Source organism: Streptomyces sp. NPDC001443 (assembly GCF_053597355.1).
Window position 1 is genome coordinate 439553 of sequence record NZ_JBSFIA010000001.1, and the last position, 26056, is coordinate 465608.

Consider the following 26056-nt stretch of genomic DNA (forward strand, 5'->3'; position numbering starts at 1 on the left):
GCACGTCCGCTCCCGGCCACGGCCCGTACCGCACGTCCACTCCCGTGCGCGGCCCGGTCGCGGCCCGCGCGCAGCCCGCGGACGGCCCGATTCGGACTTGTTCGGGGGACGTGACAACATGCCGACATGTCCTCCGCACTGACCGATCTCTGCGTGCATCCGATCGTGCAGGCCCCCATGGCGGGCGGTGTCTCCGTGCCGAAGCTCGCCGCCGCCGTCTGCGAGGCGGGCGGTCTCGGCTTCCTGGCCGCCGGGTACAAGACGGCCGACGGCATGTACCAGGAGATCAAACAGCTGCGGAGCCTGACGGCCCGCCCCTTCGGCGTGAACGTGTTCATGCCGCAGCCGGAGTATGCGGAGACCGGCGCCGTCGAGGTGTACGCGCACCAGCTGGCCGGCGAGGCCGCCTGGTACCACGCGGAGCTCGGCGACCCGGACAGCGGGCGCGACGACGGCTACGACGCCAAGCTCGCGGTACTGCTGGCGAACCCGGTGCCCGTGGTGTCGTTCCACTTCGGGGTGCCGGACCGGGACACGCTGGAAGCCCTGCGCCGGGCCGGCACCCGCACGATGGTCACCGCGACCACCGTCGAGGAGGCCCTCGCCGTGGAACGGGCGGGCGCCGACGCGGTGATCGTGCAGGGCGTGGAGGCGGGCGGCCACCAGGGCACCCACCGCGACCTCCAGGAGAACGACGGCTGCGGCATCGGTCTGCTCGCCCTGCTCGCGCAGGTCCGCGAGAGCGTGAACCTGCCGTTGGTGGCCGCCGGCGGCATCATGCGCGGCAGCCAGATCGCCGCCGTGCTGGCGGCCGGCGCCTCGGCGGCCCAGCTCGGCACGGCCTTCCTGGCCACCGCCGAGTCCGGCGCGCACTCCGTGTACAAGCGGGCCCTCACCGATCCGCTGTTCGTCCGCACCGAGCTGACCCGCGCGTTCTCCGGGCGGCCGGCCCGCGGACTCGTCAACCGCTTCCTGCGCGAGCACGGGCCGTACGCGCCCGCCGCGTATCCCGAGGTCCACCACCTCACCGCGCCGCTGCGCAAGGCCGCCGCCCAGGCCGCCGACGCGCAGGGCATGGGGCTGTGGGCGGGCCAGGGCCACCGGATGGCCCGCGAGCTGCCCGCCGGGCGGCTGGTCGAGGTGCTGTGCGCCGAACTGGACGCGGCCCGGGCCGCCTTCTCGCAGGGTGGTGAGGTCCGATGACCGCTCCGGTCTTCGTCGTCGAGGACGTCCGCGCCGACGGCGCCGGACAGTACGTCCTCGACGGACCCGAGGGACGCCACGCGGTGTCCGTGAAGCGGCTTCGGGCGGGCGAGACGGTCGTCCTCACCGACGGCGCCGGACGCTGGGCCGAGGGCGAGGTGGCCGCCGCCGAGGGGAAGGACCGGCTGGTCGTCGACCTGCGCGAGGTGCACGAGGAGCCGGCGCCCACCCCCCGCATCACCGTCGTGCAGGCACTGCCCAAGGGCGACCGGGGCGAGGTCGCCGTCGAGACCATGACCGAGGTCGGCGTCGACGCGATCGTGCCGTGGGCGGCCTCCCGCTGCATCACCCAGTGGAAGGGCGAGCGCGGACTGAAGGCGCTCGCCAAGTGGCGGGCCACCGCCCGCGAGGCCGGCAAGCAGTCCCGGCGGGTGCGCTTCCCCGAGGTCGCGGACGCGGCGACGACCCGGCAGCTCGGCGCGCTGCTGGCGGCCGCCGACTTCGCCGCCGTGCTCCACGAGAGCGGCGACGCGCCGCTGGCCGCCGCCGAACTGCCCACCGAGGGCGAGATCGTGCTCGTCGTCGGCCCGGAAGGCGGGGTCTCCCCCGAGGAGTTGGCCCTGTTCGAGCAGGCCGGGGCGCGCCCCTACCGGCTCGGCCCCAGCGTGCTGCGCACCTCGACCGCGGGCACCGCGGCCGCGGCCCTGCTGCTCGGCCGCACCGGACGCTGGTCCTGACCGCGAGGAGGACACCGTGGAACTCGCCCAGGTACGGCCGCTCGTCACCGACTTCGCCGCCTGCTGCCGGTTCCACGCCGACGTCCTCGGCCCTGGACCGCGGTCGGGGGCGACGCGGGGGCCGTAGGAGCGGCTGTTGTCGCGCGACCGACCCGGTTCCCGCGCGCTCCCCGCGCGCCCTGCGCGGTGACCCCGGTACGCCCCCTTCGCGGCCCCCGCAGGCCCCATCGTGACCGTATGAGGTCTACCGTCCCACGCCCAGGAGTGGCACGCTGCCGTCCATGGGGGCATTGAGGTGGATTTGGGACCGCCCGCGCCGGACGCGGGCGATGGCCGTGGCGTGGTGCGCGGTGGTCGTCGGCGCGGGCGCCGTGGCGTGCGATCCGGGCGGGCTGAGTTCCGCCTCGGTGGCGTACACCACCGACCAGACCGCGACGAAGGAACTCCAGCGGCAGAAGGTCGACGTGCGCTGGCTCACCTGCACGGCCGCGTTCGGCGACAAGGGCGGCAAGGCGGCCACGGCGAGCGTGAGCGCCGTCGCCACCGTCGACTGCCAGGGCAGGACGGACGACGGCCGGGACATCACCGTCACCGGGAAGGTCACCCGGGCCGTGGACGGCGCCTGTGTGCGCGGCGACCTCACCGCCAAGGTCGGTGGCAAGGTGCGGTTCCACGTGAGCGGCCTCGGCGACTGCAACGCCACCCCCTCACCCGTCGGCGGCGGTTCCGGCCCGGGCTCCGGCGGACAGCGCGGCGGGCCGACCGCCACCGTGACCGTCACCAGGACCATCTGGTGTGTCGACGATCCGGCGTGCCGGCCCGTCGAGGGCAAGTGAACGTCCCTCTGTTCCCGCGCGCCCCTCGCTGCATAGGGTGACCGCGTGACCCAGCCTGCTGCCTCCGCCCCCATGTCGGCGTACCTCCGATTTCCGCACCTGCACGGCGAGTTGGTGGCCTTCACGGCCGAGGACGACGTATGGCTCGCGCCCCTGGACGGCGGTCGGGCCTGGCGGGTCAGCGCCGACAACATGCCCGTGACGATGCCGCGCGTCTCGCCCGACGGCACCACCGTCGCCTGGACCTCCACCCGCGACGGAGCCCCCGAGGTGCACATCGCCCCGGTCGACGGCGGCCCCACCGAACGGCTGACGTACTGGGGCAGCGCCACGACCAGGGTGCGCGGCTGGACCCCGGACGGCCGGGTCCTCGCCCTCACCACCCAGGGCCAGGCCAGTCCGCGCCGCACCTGGGCGCGCGCCGTCCCGCTGGACGGCGGACCGGCCGCCGTACTGCCGTACGGGCCCGTCGGGGACGTGGCGTACGGGCCGCACACCGTGCTGCTGTCCGCGCCGATGGGCCGTGAGGCCGCCTGGTGGAAGCGCTACCGCGGCGGCACGGCGGGCAAGTTGTGGATCGACCGTGAGGACGACGGCGAGTTCACCCGGCTGCACGAGGACCTGGACGGCAACCTGGAGTTCCCGGTGTGGGTGGGGGAGCGGATCGCGTTCCTCTCCGACCACGAGGGCACCGGCGCGCTGTACTCCTCCCTCGCCGACGGCTCCGACCTGCGCCGGCACACTCCCCTCGGCGGCTTCTACGCCCGGCACGCGGCGAGCGACGGCCGCCGGGTCGTGTACGCCTCCGCCGGTGAACTCTGGCTGCTCGACGACCTCGACGGCGCCGAGCCGCGCCGCCTCGACGTCCGCCTCGGCGGGCAGCGCACCGACCGGCGGCCCTACCCGGTGCACGCCGGCCGCTGGTTCGACTCCGCCTCCCCCGACCACACCGGGCGCGGCAGCGCGGTCGCCGTGCGCGGCGCCGTGCACTGGGTCACCCACCGGGCGGGACCGGCCCGCGCGCTGGCCGCCCGGCCCGGGGTACGCGCCCGGCTGCCGCGCGCCTTCCGCACGGAGGGTGAGGAGTGGGTGGTGTGGGTCACCGACGCCGAGGGCGACGACGCCCTGGAGTTCGCGCCCTCGACCGGCCTCGCCCCCGGCGCGACCCCGCGCCGGATCGCCGCCGGACGGCTCGGCCGGGTCCTGGACCTGGCGATGGCGCCCGACGGCAGCCGGGCCGCCGTCGCGGCGCACGACGGACGGCTGCTGCTCGTCGAGCGGGAGACCGGCGAGGTGCGCGAGGTCGACCGCAGCGAGCACGGCGACGTGGAGGGCCTCGCCTTCTCGCCGGACTCCGCCTGGCTCGCCTGGTCGCACCCCGGCCCGAGCCCGCTGGCCCAGCTCAGGCTCGCCAACACCACCGATCTGTCGGTCACCGAGGCGACCCCGCTGCGCTTCCAGGACTACGCGCCCGCGTTCACCCTCGACGGCAGGCACCTGGCCTTCCTGTCGACCCGCTCCTTCGACCCGGTCTACGACGAGCACGTCTTCGACCTCTCGTTCGTCGAGAGCACCCGCCCGCACCTGATCACGCTGGCCGCGACCACCCCGTCGCCGTTCGGGCCGCAGCGCCACGGCCGCCCCTTCGAGGCCCCCGACAAGGACGAGACGCCCGACAGCGAGGGCACCCCGGCGACCCGGATCGACCTCGAGGGACTCGCCGACCGCATCGTGCCCTTCCCGGTCGAGGCCGCCCGCTACTCCACCCTGCGGGCAGCCAAGGGCGGTGTGCTGTGGCTGCGCCACCCGGTGCGCGGGGTCCTCGGCGCCTCCCGCGCCACGCCCGACGACCCCGATCCCAAGACCGAGCTGGAGCGCTACGACCTGGAACGGCAGCGCCTCGAGCACCTGGCCGCCGACGCCGACGGCTTCGAGGTCACCGGTGACGGCAAGCGGCTGCTGCTGTGGACCGACGGCCGGCTGAAGGTCGTCCCCAGCGACCGGCGCGCCTCGGGCGACGACGACGGCGACTCCCACACCACCGTCGACCTCACCCGGGTACGGCAGAACGTCGACCCGGCGGCCGAGTGGCGGCAGATGTACGAGGAGACCGGCCGCGTCATGCGGGACAACTTCTGGCGGGCGGACCTGGGCGGGACCGACTGGACGGGGGTCCTGGACCGCTACCGCCCGGTGCTGGACCGGGTGGCCACCCATGACGACCTGGTCGACCTGCTGTGGGAGGTGCAGGGCGAACTCGGCACCTCGCACGCGTACGTCGTCGCGCCCGGGGGCCACGGCGGCGGCCCCCGCCAGGGCCTGCTCGGCGCCGACCTCTCCCGGCACCCGGACGGCACCTGGCGCGTCGACCGGGTGCTGCCCTCGGAGACCTCCGACCCCGACGCCCGCTCCCCGCTGGCCGCCCCGGGTGTCGCGGTGCGCGCGGGGGACGCGATCGTCGCGGTCGCCGGACACCCGGTGGACCCGGTGACCGGCCCCGGCCCGCTCCTGGTGGGCACGGCCGGCAAGCCGGTGGAGCTGACCGTCTCCCCGGCCGGCGGCGGCGACCTGCGGCACGCGGTCGTCGTACCGACCGCCGACGAGGAGCCGCTGCGCTACCACGCCTGGGTCGCCGACCGGCGGGCGTACGTGCACGAGCTGTCCGGCGGCCGGCTCGGCTATCTGCACGTCCCCGACATGCAGGCGCCCGGCTGGGCGCAGATCCACCGCGACCTGCGGGTGGAGGTGGGCCGCGAGGGCCTGGTGGTGGACATCCGGGAGAACCGGGGCGGCCACACCTCCCAGCTGGTGGTGGAGAAACTGGCGCGGCGGATCGTCGGCTGGAACGTGCCGCGGGGCATACGGCCCTTGAGCTATCCGCGTGACGCGCCCCGCGGCCCCGTCGTCGCCGTCGCCAACGAGTTCTCCGGCTCCGACGGCGACATCGTCAACGCGGCGATCAAGGCGCTGGGCATCGGACCGGTCGTCGGCACCCGCACCTGGGGCGGGGTCGTCGGCATCGACAGCCGCTACCGGCTGGTCGACGAGACCTTGATCACCCAGCCCAAGTACGCGTTCTGGCTGGAGGGTTACGGCTGGGGCGTGGAGAACCACGGGGTGGATCCCGACGTCGAGGCGGTGCAGCGCCCGCAGGACCACGCGGCCGGACGGGACGTCCAGCTCGCGGAGGCCGTCCGGATCGCGCTGGAGGCGCTGGAGACGGCACCCGCCAGGACCCCGCCGGACCTCCCGGATCTCCCGGACCGCTCCGGCGGCCCGGACGTCGGGTGACCCTCCGGCTCGCTACGATGCCTGCTACGAGACCGACCTCGCGAGGAGGCACACGCATGGCAGGGGAGCCGCAGGACGACTGCCTGTTCTGCAAGATCGTGGCGGGGCACGTCCCGGCGACGATCGTCCGTGAGACGGAGACGACCGTCGCGTTCCGGGACATCAACCCGCAGGCGCCCACCCACGTCCTGGTGATCCCCAAGGCGCACTACGCGAACGCCGCCGAGCTCGCCGCGGCCGACCCCGCGCTCACCGCGGACGTACTACGCGAGACGGCGACGGTCGCGGACGAGGACAAGCTGGAGAGCTACCGGGTCGTCTTCAACACCGGCGCCGGCGCGGGCCAGACCGTCTTCCACGCCCACGCGCACGTCCTGGGCGGGCGCGGCATGCAGTGGCCCCCCGGGTAGGCGACGGTGTCCGTACGTGAACTGGTGGTCCTCGGCACCGCCAGCCAGGTGCCCACCCGGCACCGCAACCACAACGGCTATCTGCTGCGCTGGGACGGCGAGGGTCTGCTCTTCGACCCCGGTGAGGGCACCCAGCGCCAGATGCTGCGGGCCGGGGTCGCCGCCCACGACCTGAACCGGATCTGTGTCACCCACTTCCACGGGGACCACAGTCTGGGGCTGGCCGGGGTGATCCAGCGCATCAACCTCGACCGGGTGCCGCACGAGATCACCGCGCACTACCCGCGCTCCGGCCGGTACTTCTTCGAACGTCTGCGCTATGCCACGGCCTACCGCGAGACCGTCGACATCAAGGAGGTCCCCGTCGCCGAGGACGGCACGCTCGCCGTGACGGACGCGTACCGGCTGGAGGCGCGCAGGCTCTCCCACCCCGTCGAGTCCTACGGCTACCGGCTCGTGGAGCCCGACGGCCGCCGGATGCTGCCCGAACGGCTCGCCGCCCACGGCGTCAAGGGCCCGGACGTGGGCCGGATCCAGCGGGAGGGTGCGATCGGCTCCGTCCTCCTGGAGGACGTCAGCGAGGTGCGGCGCGGGCAGCGGTTCGCGTTCGTCATGGACACCCGGCTCTGCGACGGCGTGCACGCGCTGGCCCAGGACTGCGACCTGCTCGTGATCGAGTCCACCTTCCTCGACGAGGACGAGGACCTCGCCGTGGAGCACGGCCATCTGACGGCGGGCCAGGCGGCCCGGGTGGCCCGGGACGCGGGCGTACGGCACCTGGTGCTCACCCACTTCAGCCAGCGCTATACGGAACCGGACGAGTTCGAGCGGCAGGCGCGGGCCGCCGGCTTCGAGGGGGAGCTGAGCGTGGCGCACGATCTGCTGCGAGTGCCGGTTCCGAAGCGCAGATAAAACCGCCGTACGATGCTTTGATGCCCCTCCCCAAAGCTGAACTGCACCTGCATATCGAAGGCACCCTGGAGCCCGAGCTGGCGTTCGCGCTCGCCGCGCGCAACGGTGTCACGCTGCCGTACGCCGACACGGAAGAGCTCCGCGAGGCCTACCGGTTCGACGATCTCCAGTCCTTCCTGAACCTGTACTACGAACTCATGGCGGTGCTGCGCACCGAGCGGGACTTCGAGGACCTCGCGAACGCCTACCTCGCCCGCGCCGCCGCCCAGGGCGTGCGGCACGCGGAGATCTTCTTCGACCCGCAGGCCCATCTCGCCCGGGGAGTGGCGATGGGCACGGTCGTCGAGGGGCTGTGGCGGGCGCTCGGGCACAGCGAGGAGAACCACGGCGTCTCCACCCGGCTGATCCTGTGCTTCCTGCGCGACGAATCCGCCGAGTCGGCGATGGAGACCCTGGACGCGGCGAAGCCGTACCTCGACCGGATCACCGGCGTCGGCCTGGACTCCGCCGAGGTCGGCCACCCGCCGGTGAAGTTCCGCGAGGTGTACGAGGCGGCCGCCGCCCTGGGGCTGCGCCGCGTGGCGCACGCCGGCGAGGAGGGCCCGCCGCAGTACGTCACCGAGGCCCTGGACGTGCTCGGCGTCGAGCGCGTCGACCACGGACTGCGCTGCATGGAGGACCCGGACCTGGTCGAGCGGCTGGTGCGCGAGCGCGTCCCGCTGACCCTGTGCCCGCTGTCCAACGTCCGGCTGCGCACGGTGGACGTCCTGGCGGACCACCCGCTGCCCGCCATGCTGGACGCCGGTCTGCTGTGCACGGTCAACTCCGACGACCCCGCCTACTTCGGCGGCTACGCGGGCGACAACTTCGACGCGGTGGCCTCCACCCTCGGCCTGGGCGAGGACCGGCTGCGCGAACTGGCCCGCAACTCCTTCCTCGCCTCCTTCCTGGAGGACGACGAGGAGCGGCGCTCGCGCTACCTCGCGGAGGTGGAGGCGTACGAGTTCCCGTAGGCCCCCCGCCCGGCCGCCGTTCCCGCCCGCCCCGCGAGGGGGGCGGGTTCAGCCGACCGTGTCGAAGGCGCTGCGGGCGGGGACGGGCGGGGTGTCCGGCGTCGCCTCGACGACGCGTACACCGCCGCCCCGCCGCCGGACCGCGCCCGGCAGCAGCGGGCGCCCGGCGGCGCGCAGCGCCACGGCCGTCATGGGCACGGCGACGAGGAGCAGCACCGCGGCGAGCACCGCGCCCATGGCGGGGAACCCGGCCCGCGCCGACAACAGGCTCCCGGTCAGCGGTCCCGCCGCCGTGCCGAGCGAGGCGGCCGACCCGACGAGCACCGCCCAGCGGCCGCACGGGGCGAGCGAGGCGGCGAGCCCGATGACGTACGACATCACCACCGGATAGATCGTGTTCCAGGCGATCTCGCCGATCGCGAAGGTCGTCGGGCCGGTGGCGGACGCGCTGAGCGCGACACAGCCGGCTATGAGCGCGGTACCGGCCCCGATCGGCAGTGCCCGCCCCAGCCGCGGCCCCAGCGCCCGCGCGCCCAGCACCCCCAGCAGCGCCGCCCCGAGCGCGACGGCGAAGACCACGCCGACGGCCGCCTCGGTGAGGTGTGCCTGGGTCAGTCCTATCCGGCCGCTGACCCCCCACAGGGAGTTCTGCACCAGGGACCAGCAGGGCATCACCGAGACCAGCACGAGACCGGGGCACGGCCGCGGCAGCCGGGCCCGCTGCCGCGGCGCCGGCTGCCGCCGAGGGGTCCGGGCGGCGGCCGTGGGCGCCGGGAGACGGCCCGTCAGGGGCCAGACGGCGAGCGCGGTCAGGGCCAGCGCGGCCAGCGGCCGGCCGTGCCCCGGACCGAGGTGCGGCAGCACGAGATAGAGGAGTCCGGCGAGCCCGGAGACGCCGAGCAGACCGAGGGTCGAGGCGCGGTGCGGGTCGGGCTGCGTGGCGATCCGGGTGGCGGCCACCGCGGTGACCGTGCCGGACCCGAACCCGCCCAGCAGCGCGCCGAGCACGACGGCCGGTACGGCACCGGTGAGCGCCGCGATGCCGTAGCCGAGTGCGGCGAGGACGAGGCCGATCCGGGCCAGCCGCCGCGCCCCGATCCGGTCCACGCGCGAGGCGAACAGGAAGCCGGCGGAGGACGAACTCAGCAGGAGGGCACTGCCGACCGCCCCGGCCTGGGTGGCCGACAGGGGGAGCCCCGAGTCCAGTCTGCCGACCAGGGTGGGCAGCAGGTACGGGGCGAGACAGCCGGCCGTGAAAAGGGCGACGAGGGGCCAGGGGCTGGTGCGAGGCGCGGACACGGGCGTTCCCGGGGCATGCGAGAGGAGCGGCTCAAGGCGGGGAGGGGTGCGACGGCCGTCGACCGACGGGAACGTGCGGGCAATTTGTATCAAAAGCGCCGTTCGGGAAGAAGGGTTCGCAATGAGATGTGAGGAACATCCCGTTTGAGGTGCCGATGTGTCTTGCGTGCGTCACGGGTCGGTGTCGTTGACGGCATCTGTTCGCGTATCTAACCTTCATTTTCATATGTAGATGATGTTCCGATGGCTGACACGCCCGCCCGGCCGACCACCGGACCCGACCTCGGAGGAGCCACCCCGTGACCCGCGACCTGACCATCACCGAGGTACGGCTGACCCCGATCCTGGTGGCCGACCCACCACTGCTGAACACCCAGGGCGTGCACCAGCCCTACACCCCCCGGCTGATCGTCGAGATCGTCACCGCCGACGGCGTCACCGGACTCGGCGAGACCTACGGCGACACCAAGTACCTGGAACTCGCCCGGCCCTTCGCCGACCGCCTCGTCGGCCGCCGGGTCAGCGACCTGAACGCGCTGTTCCCGCTCGCCGACGAGGTCGCCGTCGACGACTCCCGCACCTCCGGCCGGGTCGACGTCGGCGGTCTGCGGGGCGTGCAGACCGCCGACAAGCTGCGCCTGTCCGTCGTCTCCGCCTTCGAGGTCGCCTGCCTCGACGCCCTCGGCAAGTCCCTCGGCCTGCCCGTGCACGCCCTGCTCGGCGGCAAGGTCCGCGACGCGGTCGAGTACAGCGCGTACCTCTTCTACAAGTGGGCCGCCCACCCCGAGGGCACGGCCTGCGAGAAGGACGACTGGGGGGCAGCTCTCGACCCGGCCGGGATCGTCGAGCAGGCGCGCAGGTTCACCGAACGCCACGGCTTCACCTCCTTCAAGCTCAAGGGCGGTGTCTTCCCGCCGGACCAGGAGATCGCCGCGATACGCGCCCTCGCCGAGGCGTTCCCCGGGCGCCCGCTGCGACTGGACCCCAACGGCGCCTGGAGCGTGGCGACCTCGCTGCGGGTGGCCGAGGAGATCGGCGACCTCCTGGAGTACCTGGAGGACCCCGCGCTCGGCACCCCCGCCATGGCCGAGGTCGCCGCCGGTACCGGAGTGCCGCTGGCCACCAACATGTGCGTGACGACCTTCGCCGAGATCCCGGAGGCGTTCGCCCGCGGCGCCGTGCAGGTCGTGCTGTCCGACCACCACTACTGGGGCGGCCTGCGCAACACCCGGGAGCTCGCCGCCGTCTGCCGCACCTTCGGCGTCGGGATCTCCATGCACTCCAACACCCACCTGGGCATCAGCCTGGCCGCCATGACCCATGTCGCGGCCACCGTCGCGGACCTGCACCACGCCTGCGACTCGCACTACCCCTGGCAGTCGGAGGACGTCCTCACCGAGCGGCTCGCCTTCGACGGCGGCCGGGTCGCCGTGCCGGACGCCCCGGGCCTCGGCGTCACCCTCGACCGCGAGCGGCTGGAGTTCCTCCACCGGCGCTGGCTCGACGACGGCCGGCTGCGCGAGCGCGACGACGCGGCCGCGATGCGCGCCGTCGACCCGCGGTGGGTCACCCCGGCGGTCCCTCGCTGGTGACGGCCCGGCGGGACGGCAGGGGCGCGCGGGACGGCCGGGGCGGGCGGTCGCGGGCAGGGCCCCGTCGCGGCGGCGGTCGGACGTGACGCACGGCACGTTGTCGGTGGCGTGGTGCACACTGGCCAGATCCGCACCACGCCAGGGGGCACCACGTGATCGCGTACGACGCCTACGACGGAAAGGGACCGTCGCCCATCACCCCGGGCCCGCAGTGGCAGACCCACATCGATCCGCTGTCCGCCCTGCGCACCCCCGACGACCCGCCCTGGGACGTGTACCTGACCGGTGACGTCTTCCTCGACATCATCTTCACCGGGCTCGACTCCGCCCCGGTGCGCGGCACCGAGTCCTGGGCGCGCGGCATGGGCTCGAGCCCCGGCGGCGTCGCCAACATGGCCACCGCGCTGGCCCGCCTCGGCCTGCGCACGTCCCTGGCGGCCGCCTTCGGCGACGACCACTACGGCGAGTACTGCTGGGACGCCCTGGAGCAGGGTGAGGGCATCGACCTCGCGCCGTCCCGCACGGTCCCCGGCTGGCACTCCTCGGTGACCGTCTCCATGGCCTACGAGGGCGAGCGCACCATGGTCTCGCACGGCCACGAGCCACCCCCCGAGGCCGTGCTCGATCAAGCGGGCGCCCCCGAGCACGCCCCCCGTGCGCGCGCCGCCGTCGCCTCCCTCACGCCCGGGCGGCGCGCTCCCTGGATCGCCGAGGCCGCCCGCGCGGGCACCCGGATCTTCGCGGACGTCGGCTGGGACGACACCGGCGCCTGGGACCTGGCGGGCCTCGCCGACCTCGCGCACTGCGAGGCGTTCCTGCCCAACGCCGAGGAGGCCATGCGCTACACCGGCGCCGACTGCCCCCGCGCCGCCGCCCACGCCCTCACCGCCCATGTGCCGCTCGCCGTCGTCACCCTCGGCGCGGACGGCGCGTACGCGGTCGACCGGCGTACCGGCGAGAGCGCCGAGGTCCCGGCGATCGCCGTCGAGGCCCTGGACCCGACCGGCGCCGGCGACGTCTTCGTGGCGGGCTTCGTCACCGGCACCCTGGCGGGCTGGCCGCTCGCCGACCGGCTGGCCTTCGCGGGCCTGACCGCCGCCCTGTCCGTCCAGGAGTTCGGCGGCTCCCTGTCGGCGCCCGGCTGGGCGGAGATCGCGGCCTGGTGGCGCCGGGTGCAGTCGGTCGAGGAACAGGATCCGGCCGCCCTGCGGCGGTACGCGTTCCTGGACCGGCTGGTGCCGGGGGAGGAGCGGGTCAGGCCCTGGCCGCTGCGCCGGGCGGTGCCGACGATCGGCTTCGGGCGCTCGGCGTGAGCGCGGCGGACGGTGCCCGTGGGACCTCGGAGCTCTAAAAGCCCTACGGCGTTGACGGTGCACCGTCGTACCCTTGGAATCGCGAGGCCGCCCTCAGCTACGCGGCCGTGACGAGGAGGAACCGCAGGCCTACAGAGCCGGCCCATGACGCAGACACCCACAGCTCGCAACCCCGTCCAGGGGCAGGCGAGAGCACAGTTCACCGTTCCCGCGCAGCACCCCATGGTGACCGTACTGGGATCCGGCGACTCCCTGTTGCGCGTGATCGAGAAGGCCTTCCCGGCAGCCGACATCCACGTCCGGGGCAATGAGATCAGCGCGGTCGGCGACGGGCGGGAAGTCGCCCTCGTACAGCGCCTGTTCGACGAGATGATGCTGGTGCTCCGCACCGGGCAGCCGATGACGGAGGACGCAGTGGAACGCTCGATCGCCATGCTGAGGGCGAGCGAGAACGGGACGAGCGACGGCCAGGAGACCCCGGCCGAGGTGCTGACGCAGAACATCCTGTCCTCGCGAGGCCGCACGATCCGCCCCAAGACCCTCAACCAGAAGCGGTACGTCGACGCGATCGACAAGCACACGATCGTCTTCGGCATCGGTCCCGCGGGCACCGGCAAGACCTACCTCGCCATGGCCAAGGCGGTGCAGGCCCTGCAGTCCAAGCAGGTCAACCGCATCATCCTGACCCGCCCCGCGGTGGAGGCCGGCGAACGCCTCGGCTTCCTGCCCGGCACGCTGTACGAGAAGATCGACCCGTACCTGCGTCCGCTGTACGACGCGCTGCACGACATGCTCGACCCGGACTCGATCCCGAGGCTGATGGCCGCGGGGACGATCGAGGTCGCGCCGCTGGCCTACATGCGCGGCCGTACGCTCAACGACGCCTTCATCATCCTGGACGAGGCCCAGAACACGAGCCCCGAGCAGATGAAGATGTTCCTCACCCGGCTCGGCTTCGACTCGAAGATCGTGATCACGGGTGACGTGACCCAGGTCGACCTTCCCAACGGCACCAAGTCCGGCCTGCGGCAGGTGCAGGACATCCTGGAGGGCCTGGACGACGTCCACTTCTCCCGGCTGTCGTCCCAGGATGTCGTCCGGCACAGGCTGGTCGGCCGTATCGTCGACGCGTACGAGAAGTACGACAGCGAGAACGGTACGGAGAACGGCACCCACAAGGGCGGCCGCACCAAACGGAAGTAGACAAGTCAGCACCATGTCGATCGACGTCAACAACGAGTCCGGAACCGAGGTCGACGAGCAGGCGATCCTCGACATCGCCCGCTACGCGCTCACGCGGATGCGTATCCACCCGCTCTCCGAGCTCTCGGTGATCGTCGTGGACGCCGACGCCATGGAGCAGCTGCACATCCAGTGGATGGACCTGCCGGGGCCCACGGACGTCATGTCCTTCCCGATGGACGAGCTGCGTCCGCCGTCGAAGGACGACGACGAGCCCCCGCAGGGCCTCCTCGGTGACATCGTGCTCTGCCCCGAGGTCGCCGAACGCCAGGGCAAGGAGGCGCCCACGGAGCACTCCATGGACGAGGAGCTCCAGCTCCTCACCGTCCACGGGGTGCTGCACCTGCTGGGCTACGACCACGAGGAGCCCGACGAGAAGGCCGAGATGTTCGGCCTCCAGGCCGCCATCGTGGACGGCTGGCGCGCGGAGAACGGCCTGACCGGCCCGTCTCCGGCTCCCACCGTTTCATGAGTGCGCCACTCGTCCTCGGCGCGATCGCGCTGATCGTCGTCGCCTGGCTCGCCGCCTGCGCGGAGGCGGGCCTGGCACGCGTGTCCAGCTTCCGCGCCGAGGAGGCGGTGAAGTCCGGCCGCCGCGGCAGCGCGAAGCTGTCCCAGATCGCCGCCGACCCCACCCGCTACCTCAACGTGGCGCTGCTGGTCCGGGTCGTCTGCGAGATGGCGGCGGCCGCGCTGGTCGCCTACGGCAGCCTGAAGGAGTTCGACGACACCCCCGAGGCCCTGCTGATCGCCATCGGGGTCATGGTCCTCGTGTCGTACGTCGCCGTCGGCGTCTCCCCGCGCACCATCGGCCGCCAGCACCCGCTCAACACCGCGACGGCGGCGGCGTACGTCCTGCTGCCGCTCGCGCGGATCATGGGCCCGATCCCCTCGCTGCTGATCCTCATCGGCAACGCGCTCACCCCCGGCAAGGGCTTCAGACGCGGCCCGTTCGCCTCCGAGGCGGAACTGCGCGCGCTGGTCGACCTCGCCGAGAAGGAGTCCCTGATCGAGGACGACGAGCGCCGCATGGTGCACTCGGTCTTCGAGCTGGGCGACACGCTCGTGCGGGAGGTGATGGTCCCGCGCACCGACCTCGTCGTCATCGAGCGCTTCAAGACCATCCGGCAGGCCCTCACCCTCGCCCTGCGCTCCGGCTTCTCGCGCATCCCCGTCACCGGCGAGAGCGAGGACGACATCGTGGGGATCGTGTATCTGAAGGACCTGGTCCGCAAGACGCACATCAGCCGCGACGCGGAGAGCGAACTGGTCTCGACGGCCATGCGGCCCGCCGCCTTCGTGCCCGACACCAAGAACGCCGGCGACCTGCTGCGCGAGATGCAGCAGGACCGCAACCACGTCGCCGTCGTCATCGACGAGTACGGCGGCACGGCCGGCATCGTCACCATCGAGGACATCCTGGAGGAGATCGTCGGCGAGATCACCGACGAGTACGACCGGGAGATCCCGCCGGTGGTGGAGCTGGGCGAGGACCGCCACCGGGTCAGCGCCCGCCTGGACATCACCGACCTCGGCGAGCTGTACGGCCTGGAGGAGTACGACGACGAGGACGTGGAGACCGTCGGCGGACTGCTGGCCAAGGCGCTGGGCCGGGTGCCCATCGCCGGTGCTTCGGCGGCCGTGGAACTCCCCGACGGCCGTGCGCTGCGGCTGACCGCGGAGGCCTCCGCAGGGCGTCGGAACAAGATCGTGACGGTCCTGGTGGAGCCGGTGGGCGTCGCCGGACCGGGCGACGAGAAGGAGACGAAGCCGGAGTGACCCCCCAGGAGCTGCGCGCCCTGTGCCTGTCGTTCAACGCGGCCGTGGAGGACTTCCCGTTCAATCCGGAGACCTCCGTCTTCAAGGTCCTGGGCAAGATGTTCGCCCTGTCGGGCCTGGACGCGCGGCCCCTGACGGTCAACCTCAAGTGCGACCCGGAGGACGCGGTCCGGCTGCGGGACGAGCACCCCGGACTGATCGCCCCCGGGTACCACATGAACAAGCGCCACTGGAACACCGTCACGGCCGACGGCGCTCTTCCCGACCGGCTGGTCAGGGAACTCGTCGAGGACTCCTACGACCTGGTGGTGGCCGGTCTGCCCAGGGCGCAGCGGCTCCGCCTGGACCGGCCCTGACACCGGATTTCCCTGCCGTCGGTCCCGGTGCCGTGCCAGAATCCGCGCATGTCTGTTCGATACCCGCGCCCGCTGCGCCCCGGTGACCGTATCGGCGTCACCTCGCCCTCGAGCGGGGTCCCGAAGGAGCTCGGGGCACGGTTCGAGGTGGCCGTGGGCGATCTCCGGGCCCTTGGGTACGAGGTGGTCGTCGGCCGGTGCATGGACGGCACCGGACATCTGAGCGCCCCGGCCGGCGAGCGGGCGGCCGAGCTGATGGAGATGCTGACCGACCCCGGTATCCGGGCCGTGGTGCCGCCGTGGGGCGGGGAGACCGCGATCGACCTGGTGCCGCTGCTCGACTTCGACCGGCTGCGCGCGGCCGAGCCGACCTGGCTGGTCGGGTTCTCCGACCTGTCCACCCTGATGACGCCCCTGACGCTGCTGACCGGCGTCGCCACCGTGCACGGCAACAACCTGATGGACACCCCCTACCGGGTGCCGGACGGGCTGCTGTCCTGGCTGGACGTCGTCGCCGCGCCCCAGGGCGAGCCCTTCGCCCAGACCTCGCCGGGCCGCCACCGCGCGAGCGGCTGGGACGACTACCGCGCCCGTCCGGACGTCCGCGAACTCACCCTGGACACCGCGGGCGGATGGACCCGGCTGGACGGCGACGGGGACGTGGACGTCGAGGGGCGGCTGATCGGCGGCTGTGTCGAGACCCTCGTCAACCTGGCGGGCACGCCGTACCTCGACGTCCGGTCCTTCGCCCGCGACCTGGCCCCGGAGGGGCTGCTGGTGTACGTCGAGGCGGCGGAGGACAACGCCTTCACCATCTGCCGCAATCTGCACGGGATGCGCCTGGCGGGGTTCTTCGACGCGGCGAACGCGGTGCTCGTCGGCCGCACCGGGGCGCCGGACGGCCGTACGCTCACCCAGCACGAGGCGGTCCTCGACGCCCTCGGCCCGCTCGGCGTGCCGATCGTCGCCGACGTCGAGTGCGGCCACGTCCCGCCGTACCTGCCGCTGGTGAACGGAGCGCGTGCCCGGGTCGTCCACACGGCCACCCGCAGCGAGATCGTCCAGACCCTCGACTGAGCGGCGCCGGCCGGCCCGCCCGGCGGCGGGCCGCCGACGCGGGGCGGTGCACCCCGTGGCCGGGTGGGCGGTCCGGGGCTTCGTATGCTCGGGGCATGACCGACAGCAACGCGCTCGACCCCGAGGACCGCAAGATCGTCACCCTGGCCCGGTCCGCCCGCGCCCGCAACGCTGTGCCCGAGGGGGCGGCCGTACGCGACGAGACCGGCCGTACGTACGTGGCCGGCACCGTCGCCCTCGACTCCCTGAAGCTCAGCGCCCTCCAGACCGCCGTGGCCATGGCGGTGGCGTCCGGCGCGAAGTCGCTGGAGGCGGCGGCGGTGGTGACCGAGGCGGAGTCCGCGTCCGCGCAGGACCTGGCGGCGGTACGGGACCTGGGCGGCCCCGCCACGCCGGTACTGGTGGCCGCGCCGGACGGCACGGTCCGCACGACCGTCACCGCGGGCTGAGCACCGCCGTCGCCGCGGGCTGAGCGCTACCGTCAGCGCGGCTGAGCGCCTCCTGCGCGGCGGCCCGAAGATCCGTCCGGAACTCGTCCTTGCCGTTCTTCGACCCGTACGCGTCAATGGAGCCCTGAGGTTCCGGCCGGGCCCGGGCAGGACTCCGCGGCAGGAAAACTGATGCAGCGTCAGTTTCCCTGCCGCGTCTCCATTGACTTCTCACGCGGCCTGCACATCAATGGCCCCCTGTCGGCGCAGACGAGCCGCTGCGCCCGCATCCTCAGAGGGGGCAAGCATGGGTCCAGAACCCCGGAGATCCCTATGGCGCCGGTGGGCGTCGCTGCTCGGGGCGACCGCGCTCGCGGTCACCGCGGGCGGCGCGCTCGCCTGTCCGGCCGGAGCCGCGTCCACGAACGTGGACTTCGCCGCGCACTGCATCCCGCCCGCGATCGCGGGCCTCCCGCCGATCGACGGCACCACCACCGCGAACATCGCGGTGGACAACACCAGCCCCAAGGTCGGCGACACCGTCACGGTCACCTACACGGTGGTCACGGCCGCCGCGAGCAACCCCACCGACCTCGCCCTGCCGGCCGACATCATGACGCCGACCGGCACGGTCGTCCTCGGCGGGGCGCAGACCGGCAACGTCACGGTCGCCGGGCCGAAGAAGAACGACCCGGTGCCGGGGCGGGGCGCCTTCCCGTCGTTCTCCATGACCGGCACGTTCACGGTCACCGCGCCCGGCGCGATCACGCTCTCGCCCGGCGACTACAACATCCACACCAGCTACATCCTGGAGCTGGACACCCCCTGCACGGTCATCACCCCGCCCGCGCCGGTCTCCGAGACCGTCACCGCGACGGACGTGAGCCAGCCCAACACCCGTGCCATCACGCTCGGTTCGGCCTCCGGCAACCCCGGTGACAGCGTCACCGTCACCGGCAGCGACTTCACCCCGGGCGCGACCGTCACCCTGGCCGGCCGGGCCGGCACCACGCAGACCGCGGACACGGCGACCGTGACCGCCGACGCCCAGGGCGCCTTCAGCGGCCCGCTCGTCGTCAACGACAGGACGACCACCGGGGTCGTGGCGTACGAGGGCGGCGCGTGGAGTTCGGACAAGGGAGCGGGACCCGCCGCCTATGTCGTCGTCGACAACACGCCCGTACCCGAGGGCAGCCAGAAGCTGACCACCACGGTCCGGGCGGGGACGCTGTCCATGTCCCAGGCCGGGGACGCGGTGCAGTTGTCGGCGGTCGACTTCGGCCAGGGCGGCGCCTCGGCCGGATCCCTCCGGACGGTGACCGTCAAGGACTTCCGCGGCGGACCCGCGGGCTGGTCCCTGACCGGCAAGGTCACCGACTTCACCGGCCCCGGCGCCAAGATCGACGCCGGAAAGCTGAGCTGGACCCCCGCCTGCGCCACCAAGGCGGGCAGCCCGAGCACCTGCCAGGCCGGTTCGGCGGGCACGGTGGGCACCTCGGGGGCGACGCTGGCCGCCACCCCCGACTCCGCGCTCACCGGCGGCGAGTTCACCGTGGACGCCCAACTGTCGCTGAACGTACCGGCGTTCACCCCGCCGGGCACGTACTCCGGCATCCTCACGCTGACGCTCACCTGACCGTGCCCTTCCGGGGGACGGGCGCCCCGCCACGGGTCCGCACCCGCCCGTCCACCCAGGCCCGTCCGTACCGGCCCGTCCATATCGGCTCATGCGTCCCGGCTCGTCCGTCCGGCTCGATCACCTCAGCGGGGGTCCGCACCCATGCCCAAGCCGCACCTGCACCTGCCTTCGGCGCCGCGTCCGGCCGCCCCGCTCCCGGCGCTGCGGCTGCTCCTGCCGCTGTCCCTGCTCCTGAGCCTCTTCCTCGCCGGCACGGCGGCCCCCGCGCACGCCGCCGACAACGGCAGCTGGTCCGTCTACCCGGCCTCCCCGGCCGCCGCCGCACGCCCCTACTTCTACGTCTTGGCGGACCCCGGCCAGACCGTCCGGGACAAGGTCGTCGTCGCCAACAAGACCGGCTCGCCCCTGACCTTCCGCCTCTACGCGGCCGACGCCTACAACACCGCCCGCGACGGGGGATTCGCCGTGCGGACGCTGAAGGAGCGGATGCGCGGGGTCGGTGCCTGGGCGAAGCCGGCGCGCGGCCGGGTCACCGTGCCCGCCCACGGCTCGGTCACCGTGCCCGTCACGCTGACGGTGCCCCGGGACGCCGAACCCGGCGACCACCCCGGCGCCATCGTGGCCCTCGACGAACGCGTCGGCGCCGGCTCCGGATCGCTCGCCCTCGGGGTGCAGCGGGCCGTCGGGGCCCGTGTCTACCTGCGGGTGAGCGGCCCCGCCCTTCCCGCGATCTCCGTCGAGGACGTCCGGATCAGCCACCACCAGCCGCTCGTGCCCGGCCTCGGCGCCAGCACGGCGACGATCTCCTACACCCTGCGCAACACCGGCAACGTCACCCTCGACCCCAAGGTGGAGCTGACCGCCCGGGGCCTGTTCGGGCGTACGCTCCTCAGCCGCGCCCTGACCCGGATCCCCGCCGAACTGCTGCCGGGGCAGCGCGTCCGGCTCAGCGAGCCCTGGCACGGCGCGCCCCAGCTCGACCGGGGCGACGTCACCCTGACGGCCAGCGCCCAGGGCACCCGGGAGACGGCGAGCGCGTCGTTCCTCGCGCTGCCGTGGCTGCTGCTGGCGGTGGTGTTCGTCGCCGGAGTCGTCGGCGGGGTGCTCCTGGTCAGAGTGCGTCGGGGCCGCGCTCGCCGGTCCGTACCCGCACCACCGTCTCGACCGGCGTCGCCCACACCTTCCCGTCGCCGATCTTCCCCGTCCGTGCCGCGTTGACGACGGCGTCGATGACGGCGTCGGACTCGGCGTCGTCGACGACGACCTCGATCCGGACCTTGGGCACCAGGTCCACCCGGTACTCCGCGCCCCGGTACACCTCGGTGTGCCCGCGCTGGCGGCCGTAGCCGCTGGCCTCGGTGACGGTCAGACCGTGCACACCGAGCTCCTGGAGAGCCGTCTTGACCTCGTCGAGGCGGTAGGGCTTGACGATCGCGGTGATGAGCTTCATGCCTGGGGCTTGACCTTCTGCGCGGAGGGGAGGGCGGAGTGGCCGACCGGGGCGCCGTGGCCCAGGACCCCGTGATCGTAAGCCGTCTCGGCGTGCACCGTAAGGTCCAGACCGGTGTGCTCCTGCTCCTCGCTCGCCCGGAACCCGAGCAGCCGGTCCAGCAGCCTGCCGATGCCGTACGTCATCGTGAACGCGTACGCCGCCACGGCCGCGACCGCCACCGCCTGCCGGCCGAGCAGACCGAGCCCGCCGCCGTCCAGCAGGCCCGCGACGCCACCGGTCATCCGCGAGGTGGCGAACATCCCGATGAGCAGGGTGCCGACGACTCCGCCGACCAGATGGACCCCGACGACGTCGAGGGAGTCGTCGTAGTCGAACCGGAACTTCCAGCTCACCGCGTACGAGCAGACGACACCGGCGGCGAGACCCACGGCCAGCGCGCCGAGCAGGGAGACCGAGCCGCAGGAAGGGGTGACGGCGACCAGGCCCGCGACCGCGCCGGAGGCGGCGCCCAGGGTGGTGGGGTGGCCGTCGCGCCGCTGCTCCACGAAGAGCCAGCCGAGCAGACCGGTGCCGCCGGCCGCGAGGGTGTTGAGGAGGACGGCGGCGGCCAGGCCGTCGGCGTGCAGGGCGGAGCCCGCGTTGAAGCCGAACCAGCCGAACCAGAGCAGACCGGCGCCCAGCATGACCATCGGCAGGTTGTGCGGACGCATCGCGTCCTTCTTGAAGCCCAGCCGGGGGCCGAGCACCAGACACAGGGCGAGGCCGGAGGCGCCGGAGGTGATCTCGACGGGGAGCCCGCCGGCGAAGTCGAGGGCGCCGAGGTGCTCCACGATCCAGCCGCCCGGGCCCCACACCCAGTGGGCGACGGGTACGTATACGAGCAGCGCCCAGACGGGGACGAACACCAGCCACGCCCCGAACTTCACCCGGTCCGCGACCGCGCCGCTGATCAGCGCGGCCGTGACGATAGCGAAGGTGAGCTGGAAGGTGGCGAAGAGCAGGGTCGGCACGCTGCCGTGGACGCTGTCGGGGCCCAGGTCCGCCATGCCGAGGTGGCCGAGACCGCCGAGGAGGCCGCCCGCGACGTCGTCGCCGAAGGCGAGCGAGTAGCCGGCGACCAGCCACACCACCGTGACCAGGGCGATCGACACGAAGCTCATCATCAGCATGTTCAGGACACTCTTGGTGCGGACCATGCCGCCGTAGAAGAGGGCCAGACCGGGGGTCATCAGCAGGACGAGGGCGGTGGCGGCGAGCAGCCAGGCGGTGTCGCCGGTGTCGATGCGCCCTTCGGCGAGAGGGGCGGAGAGGGGCGCGGCCAGGGTCACGGTGTCTCCAACGGGATGGGGGGCTCGTCAGAGGGTCACCGGTGGGCGTTTCCGGTTGTGCACAGGGGTGTTTCGGCGGAGTTTCCTATTGCGGGGAGGTTTCCGGGAGCTCACCGTCGGGGGGAGGTTGGCGCTGCGTGCAGCCGGGGTTCGTGGATCAGGGACAATGGGCGTCATGAGCGTTCGTACCCCGTCATCCGAACAGTCGGCCGAGGCCGCCCACCGCGCCGGCTTCGCCTGCTTCGTGGGCCGCCCCAACGCGGGCAAGTCCACCCTCACGAATGCTCTGGTCGGCCAGAAGGTGGCGATCACGGCGAACCAGCCGCAGACCACGCGGCACACGGTGCGCGGCATCGTGCACCGGCCGGACGCCCAGCTGATCCTGGTGGACACCCCCGGCCTGCACAAGCCGCGCACCCTGCTCGGCGAGCGGCTCAACGACGTCGTGCGCACCACCTGGGCCGAGGTCGACGTGATCGGCTTCTGTCTGCCGGCGAACGAGAAGCTCGGTCCCGGTGACCGTTTCATCGCGAAGGAACTGGCGTCGATCAAGAAGACGCCGAAGATCGCGATCGTCACCAAGACCGACCTGGTCGACGGCAAGGCGCTGGCCGAGCAGCTCATCGCGATCGACCAGCTCGGCGCGGAGCTCGGCTTCGAGTGGGCCGAGATCATCCCCGTGTCGGCGGTCGCCGACAAGCAGGTCGACCTGCTCGCCGACCTCATCGTCCCGCTGCTGCCGGAGGGGCCCGCGCTCTACCCCGAGGGCGACCTGACGGACGAGCCCGAGCAGGTGATGGTGGCGGAGCTGATCCGCGAGGCCGCGCTGGAGGGCGTGCGGGACGAGCTTCCGCACTCCATCGCCGTGGTCGTGGAGGAGATGCTGCCGCGCGAGGACCGCCCCGCCGACAAGCCCCTCCTCGACATCCACGCCTTCGTCTACATCGAGCGCCCCAGCCAGAAGGGGATCATCATCGGCCCCAAGGGCAAGCGCCTGAAGGAGGTCGGCATCAAGTCCCGCAAGCAGATCGAGGCGCTGCTGGGCACGCCGGTCTTCCTCGACCTGCACGTGAAGGTGGCGAAGGACTGGCAGCGCGATCCCAGGCAGCTGCGCAAGCTCGGCTTCTGAGCCCGCAGGCGACGGACCCGGCGGGCCCGCCCGGCCGGGCCGGTCCGCCGCGCCCCGGCGGACTCGGTGCGCCCCGGCTCAGTCCACCCCGCGGATCCGCCCCACCAGCACCGCCCCCGCCAGCCCGATCAGCGCCGCCACCGCGTACAGCATCCGGTAGCCGCCCAGGTACGTCACGATCGGCGCCGCCAGCACCGGGGCCGCCACCTGCGGCAGGGCGTTGGCGACGTTGATGACGCCCAGGTCCTTGCCCCGGTCGAGGGCCGTCGGCAGGACGTCGGTCATCAGGGCGAAGTCGACCGAGGTGAAGACCCCGAAGCCGATGCCGAGGACGGCCGCGGCGGCGATCGCGCCGGGCCAGGTCTGCCAGCAGGCCAGCGCCGCCGTCGCCACCGCCATCAGGACGCCGGACCAGACCACGAACGGCTTGCGGCGGCCCAGCCGGTCCGACCACACCCCGCCCACCACGACGGTGGCGAGGAGCGTGATCCCGTTCACCGCGGTCAGGACGAGGACGCCCTGTTCGGGGTCGTCGAGGTGCAGCCGGTCCCGCAGGTAGTAGAGCAGGTACAGCAGCACCAGCGCGTTGCTGAGGTTGATCAGGAAGCGGGTCAGCCAGGCCCACGCGAGGTCGGGGTGTTCGCGCGGGCTCAGCCGGAAGGACGCGAGGAACGCCCGCCCCGACCAGGGCGGCCGGGCCGACACCGGCAGCCGCAGATCCTGGTGGCGAACGACGTACGGCAGGACGCCCACCAGGGTGAACACCGCGCACGCCGCGTACCCGCCGCCGGTGCCCCCGGCCACCGTCGCCAGCCCCGTGCCGCCGACCACGCCGAGGATCTGCGCCGCGCCCAGCCAGCCGCCCACGCTGCCGCGCTGGAGCCGCGGCACCCGGTCGGGCACGGCCGCGGTGACGGCGGCGAACGCGGCGTTCAGGGTGAGCTGGACCAGGCACCAGCCCGCCGCCATCGTCCACACCCCGCCCGCGCCCGCGAGGAGCAGCAGGGACAGCGCGCCGCCGGCCGCCCCGGCCACGATCCACGGCGTACGCCGGCCCCATCGCGCGGTCGTCCGGTCGGACAGCGCGCCGAAGAGCGGGTTGGCGACCAGCGAGACGACCGCGCCCGCGCCCGTCACCCAGGCCAGCATCGTCTCCTTGGACATGCCGGAGCCGGGCGCGAAGTCCTCGGCCTGGGAGGCGAGGAGGATCTGGAGCGGGCCGTACCAGCCCACCCAGATCGCCCCGTTGGCGAGACACAGCGCCGAGGTCCAGCCCCGGCCGACCCGCTCGACCGGCTCGGCGAGGGCGGGGACGGGCAGCGGCACGGCCGGTTCGGCCGCGGTCATCTCTGCGCCCGCAGGGCGTCCCGCAGCCAGTGGTACGAGGCCTTCGGGGTCCGCTCCAGGGTGTCGTAGTCGACGTGCACGAGCCCGAAGCGGCGCTGGTAGCCCTCCGCCCACTCGAAGTTGTCCATCAACGACCAGACGAAGTAGCCGCGTACGTCGACGCCCTGCTCCAACGCCCGGTGCAGGGCCCGGACATGACCGTCCAGGAAGGCGATCCGCTCCTGGTCGTCGACGCCTTCGTACGAGCAGCCGTTCTCGGTGATGACGACGGGCGGCAGCCGGTCGCCGTAGCGCTCGCGGAAGCCGGTGAGCAGCTCGGTGAGCCCCTCGGGCACCACCGCCCAGCCGAAGTCGGTGACCGGGTACCCCTCCAGCTCCTTGACGGTGAAGGGCAGTTCGGCGGGCAGGGTGAGACCGCCGAACTCGATCTCGGCGCCCTCGGGCGCGCCCACCCGGGTCGGCTGGTAGTAGTTGATCCCGTACCAGTCGACCGGCTCCCCGATGATCTTCAGGTCCGCCTCGACGTCACCGGGCATCGTCTCGCCGATCCCGTCGGGGTAGCGGCCCAGCAGGACGGGGTCGGCGAAGAGGCGGTTGAGCAGGAGGTCGTAGAAGTCGGCCGCCGCCACGTCCTCGTCGCGCTCCGAGGCCGCCCAGGTCGGGCCGTGCGAGTTGGCGATCCCGATGTCGCCCGCCCCGGCCGCGCGCAGCGCCCGTACGGCCAGACCGTGGGCGAGGAGCTGGTGGTGGGCCACCGGCAGGGCGTCGAACAGAAGCTGCTTGCCGGGGGCGTGCGCGCCGAGCGCGTGCCCGAGCAGGGTGTGCTCGGCGGGCTCGTTGAGAGTGATCCACTTCTTGACGCGGTCGCCGAGGCGGCCGGCGACGACCGAGGTGTACTCGGCGAACCGTTCGGCGGTGTCCCGGTCCAGCCAGTCCAGCTCCGCCGGCAGGTCCCAGTGGAACAGGGTCGGCACGGGCCGTACGCCGGCCGCGCACAGGGCGTCGACGAGGCGGTCGTAGAAGTCGAGGCCGCCGGGGGAGTTCACCCGGGGCCAGGAGATCGAGAAGCGGTACGCGTCCACGCCGAGGTCGGCCAGCAGCGCCACGTCCTCGGGGTAGCGGTGGAAGTGGTCGCAGGCCACCGCCGCCGTGGAGCCGTCCTTGATGTGTCCGGGCCCGGCGCCGAAGACGTCCCACACGGACGGCCCGCGCCGGTCCACGGCCCCTTCGATCTGATGGGCCGAGGTCGACACCCCCCACAGGAAGCCGTCGGGGAAGCGGGGGATCGGGTGCGCGGCCGCGCGCGGTTCAGTCGCCATGCGCCGGATCATCGGTACCGCCGGTAACGGAAGTCAACGCCCCTGCGCGAACCGCGACGGGAGTGGCCCTAGGCACCTTCCTTCAGGACCCGGGAGACGAGCGTGCGCTGCTCCTCGGTCAGCCCGGGGTCGGCCGCGTGCACCGTCCGGCCGTCCACCGTGATCTCGTAGTGGAAGCCGTCCGGAACCCCGGTCGTCGGCGTGCCCCGGCCCGCGGCCAGTGCCTTCTCGGCCAGGGCATGCCACTCGGGCGCGTCGGGCCGGCCCGAGGTGTCCACCCCGGCGACCCGTTCGATGCCCGCGAACCCGCCCGTGCGCCTGATCTGAATACGCATGGGTCCGTGTCTAGTACG

General features: G+C 73.2%; 24 protein-coding genes and 1 pseudogene. 19 read left to right on the forward strand and 6 right to left on the reverse strand.

Going from position 1 to position 26056, the window contains the following annotated elements:
* The first annotated feature begins 126 nt into the window (after positions 1 to 126).
* The 8 genes and pseudogenes from ACWC24_RS01840 (at position 127) to ACWC24_RS01875 (ending at position 8402) form a co-directional block, all read left to right on the forward strand.
* Positions 127 to 1203: a nitronate monooxygenase gene (locus tag ACWC24_RS01840; protein ID WP_450660837.1), complete on the forward strand. Its 1077-nt coding sequence runs from the start codon at positions 127 to 129 to the stop codon at positions 1201 to 1203.
* Positions 1200 to 1940 (forward strand): 16S rRNA (uracil(1498)-N(3))-methyltransferase, encoded by a 741-nt coding sequence (locus ACWC24_RS01845; RefSeq protein ID WP_450660838.1) that lies wholly within the window; start codon positions 1200 to 1202, stop codon positions 1938 to 1940. The genes ACWC24_RS01840 and ACWC24_RS01845 overlap by 4 nt, the downstream gene beginning before the upstream one ends.
* A gap of 16 nt (positions 1941 to 1956) precedes the next feature.
* A pseudogene (locus tag ACWC24_RS01850) lies at positions 1957 to 2064 on the forward strand (VOC family protein); the annotation flags it as partial.
* Positions 2065 to 2221: 157 nt separating this feature from the next.
* Positions 2222 to 2776 carry a hypothetical protein gene (locus ACWC24_RS01855; RefSeq protein ID WP_450660839.1) on the forward strand — a complete coding sequence of 185 codons (555 nt, stop codon included), beginning with the start codon at positions 2222 to 2224 and terminating at the stop codon, positions 2774 to 2776.
* Positions 2777 to 2848: 72 nt separating this feature from the next.
* Positions 2849 to 6067 (forward strand): S41 family peptidase, encoded by a 3219-nt coding sequence (locus tag ACWC24_RS01860; protein WP_450661043.1) that lies wholly within the window; start codon positions 2849 to 2851, stop codon positions 6065 to 6067.
* 56 nt (positions 6068 to 6123) lie between these two features.
* On the forward strand, positions 6124 to 6477 hold the full coding sequence (locus ACWC24_RS01865; RefSeq protein ID WP_450660840.1) for a histidine triad nucleotide-binding protein: 354 nt from the start codon (positions 6124 to 6126) through the stop codon (positions 6475 to 6477).
* A 6-nt stretch (positions 6478 to 6483) separates the two neighbouring features.
* Complete coding sequence (locus tag ACWC24_RS01870) at positions 6484 to 7389, forward strand: ribonuclease Z (RefSeq protein ID WP_450660841.1); 906 nt, start codon at positions 6484 to 6486, stop codon at positions 7387 to 7389.
* Positions 7390 to 7409: 20 nt separating this feature from the next.
* Entirely contained in the window at positions 7410 to 8402 is a 993-nt protein-coding gene (locus ACWC24_RS01875; RefSeq protein ID WP_450660842.1) for an adenosine deaminase, read from the forward strand.
* A gap of 48 nt (positions 8403 to 8450) precedes the next feature.
* On the opposite strand, the gene ACWC24_RS01880 is transcribed toward ACWC24_RS01875, so the two are convergent.
* Positions 8451 to 9701, reverse strand: coding sequence for an MFS transporter (locus ACWC24_RS01880; RefSeq protein WP_450660843.1), 1251 nt, complete (start codon positions 9699 to 9701; stop codon positions 8451 to 8453).
* 299 nt (positions 9702 to 10000) lie between these two features.
* On the opposite strand from ACWC24_RS01880, the gene ACWC24_RS01885 reads away from it, so the two are divergent.
* The 10 genes from ACWC24_RS01885 (at position 10001) to ACWC24_RS01930 (ending at position 20345) form a co-directional block, all read left to right on the forward strand.
* Positions 10001 to 11293 carry a glucarate dehydratase family protein gene (locus ACWC24_RS01885; protein WP_450660844.1) on the forward strand — a complete coding sequence of 431 codons (1293 nt, stop codon included), beginning with the start codon at positions 10001 to 10003 and terminating at the stop codon, positions 11291 to 11293.
* 152 nt (positions 11294 to 11445) lie between these two features.
* Entirely contained in the window at positions 11446 to 12606 is a 1161-nt protein-coding gene (locus ACWC24_RS01890; protein ID WP_450660845.1) for a carbohydrate kinase family protein, read from the forward strand.
* A 144-nt stretch (positions 12607 to 12750) separates the two neighbouring features.
* Entirely contained in the window at positions 12751 to 13809 is a 1059-nt protein-coding gene (locus ACWC24_RS01895; RefSeq protein ID WP_450660846.1) for a PhoH family protein, read from the forward strand.
* Positions 13810 to 13822: 13 nt separating this feature from the next.
* Positions 13823 to 14320, forward strand: coding sequence for an rRNA maturation RNase YbeY (ybeY, locus tag ACWC24_RS01900; protein WP_450660847.1), 498 nt, complete (start codon positions 13823 to 13825; stop codon positions 14318 to 14320).
* Positions 14317 to 15627: a hemolysin family protein gene (locus tag ACWC24_RS01905; protein ID WP_450660848.1), complete on the forward strand. Its 1311-nt coding sequence runs from the start codon at positions 14317 to 14319 to the stop codon at positions 15625 to 15627. Before ybeY ends, ACWC24_RS01905 begins: the two co-directional genes overlap by 4 nt.
* Positions 15624 to 15983 carry an MmcQ/YjbR family DNA-binding protein gene (locus tag ACWC24_RS01910; protein WP_450660849.1) on the forward strand — a complete coding sequence of 120 codons (360 nt, stop codon included), beginning with the start codon at positions 15624 to 15626 and terminating at the stop codon, positions 15981 to 15983. Before ACWC24_RS01905 ends, ACWC24_RS01910 begins: the two co-directional genes overlap by 4 nt.
* 48 nt (positions 15984 to 16031) lie before the next feature.
* Complete coding sequence (locus ACWC24_RS01915) at positions 16032 to 17060, forward strand: S66 family peptidase (protein ID WP_450660850.1); 1029 nt, start codon at positions 16032 to 16034, stop codon at positions 17058 to 17060.
* A 95-nt stretch (positions 17061 to 17155) separates the two neighbouring features.
* On the forward strand, positions 17156 to 17509 hold the full coding sequence (locus tag ACWC24_RS01920; protein WP_450660851.1) for a cytidine deaminase: 354 nt from the start codon (positions 17156 to 17158) through the stop codon (positions 17507 to 17509).
* 286 nt (positions 17510 to 17795) lie between these two features.
* Positions 17796 to 19124, forward strand: coding sequence for a beta-xylosidase (locus tag ACWC24_RS01925; protein ID WP_450660852.1), 1329 nt, complete (start codon positions 17796 to 17798; stop codon positions 19122 to 19124).
* Between the two features lie 144 nt (positions 19125 to 19268).
* The gene (locus ACWC24_RS01930; protein ID WP_450660853.1) at positions 19269 to 20345 is read left to right on the forward strand and encodes a WxL protein peptidoglycan domain-containing protein; all 1077 of its coding nucleotides are present in this window, start codon (positions 19269 to 19271) and stop codon (positions 20343 to 20345) included.
* On the opposite strand, the gene ACWC24_RS01935 is transcribed toward ACWC24_RS01930, so the two are convergent.
* Both ACWC24_RS01935 and ACWC24_RS01940 read right to left on the reverse strand, forming a co-directional pair.
* The gene (locus tag ACWC24_RS01935) at positions 20239 to 20577 is read right to left on the reverse strand and encodes a P-II family nitrogen regulator (protein ID WP_152884130.1); all 339 of its coding nucleotides are present in this window, start codon (positions 20575 to 20577) and stop codon (positions 20239 to 20241) included. The genes ACWC24_RS01930 and ACWC24_RS01935 overlap by 107 nt on opposite strands.
* The gene (locus ACWC24_RS01940) at positions 20574 to 21908 is read right to left on the reverse strand and encodes an ammonium transporter (protein ID WP_450660854.1); all 1335 of its coding nucleotides are present in this window, start codon (positions 21906 to 21908) and stop codon (positions 20574 to 20576) included. The genes ACWC24_RS01935 and ACWC24_RS01940 overlap by 4 nt, the downstream gene beginning before the upstream one ends.
* A 166-nt stretch (positions 21909 to 22074) precedes the next feature.
* On the opposite strand from ACWC24_RS01940, the gene era reads away from it, so the two are divergent.
* Entirely contained in the window at positions 22075 to 23037 is a 963-nt protein-coding gene (era, locus tag ACWC24_RS01945; RefSeq protein ID WP_202919559.1) for a GTPase Era, read from the forward strand.
* A 78-nt stretch (positions 23038 to 23115) separates the two neighbouring features.
* On the opposite strand, the gene ACWC24_RS01950 is transcribed toward era, so the two are convergent.
* From ACWC24_RS01950 to ACWC24_RS01960, 3 genes are read right to left on the reverse strand one after another with little or no spacing between them, the layout of a single operon-like run.
* Complete coding sequence (locus ACWC24_RS01950) at positions 23116 to 24384, reverse strand: MFS transporter (protein WP_450660855.1); 1269 nt, start codon at positions 24382 to 24384, stop codon at positions 23116 to 23118.
* Positions 24381 to 25715: a GH1 family beta-glucosidase gene (locus tag ACWC24_RS01955; protein WP_450660856.1), complete on the reverse strand. Its 1335-nt coding sequence runs from the start codon at positions 25713 to 25715 to the stop codon at positions 24381 to 24383. The genes ACWC24_RS01950 and ACWC24_RS01955 overlap by 4 nt, the downstream gene beginning before the upstream one ends.
* 56 nt (positions 25716 to 25771) lie before the next feature.
* Positions 25772 to 26038, reverse strand: a complete 267-nt coding sequence (locus ACWC24_RS01960) for a protealysin inhibitor emfourin (protein ID WP_450660857.1) — start codon at positions 26036 to 26038, stop codon at positions 25772 to 25774.
* Positions 26039 to 26056: the final 18 nt, after the last annotated feature.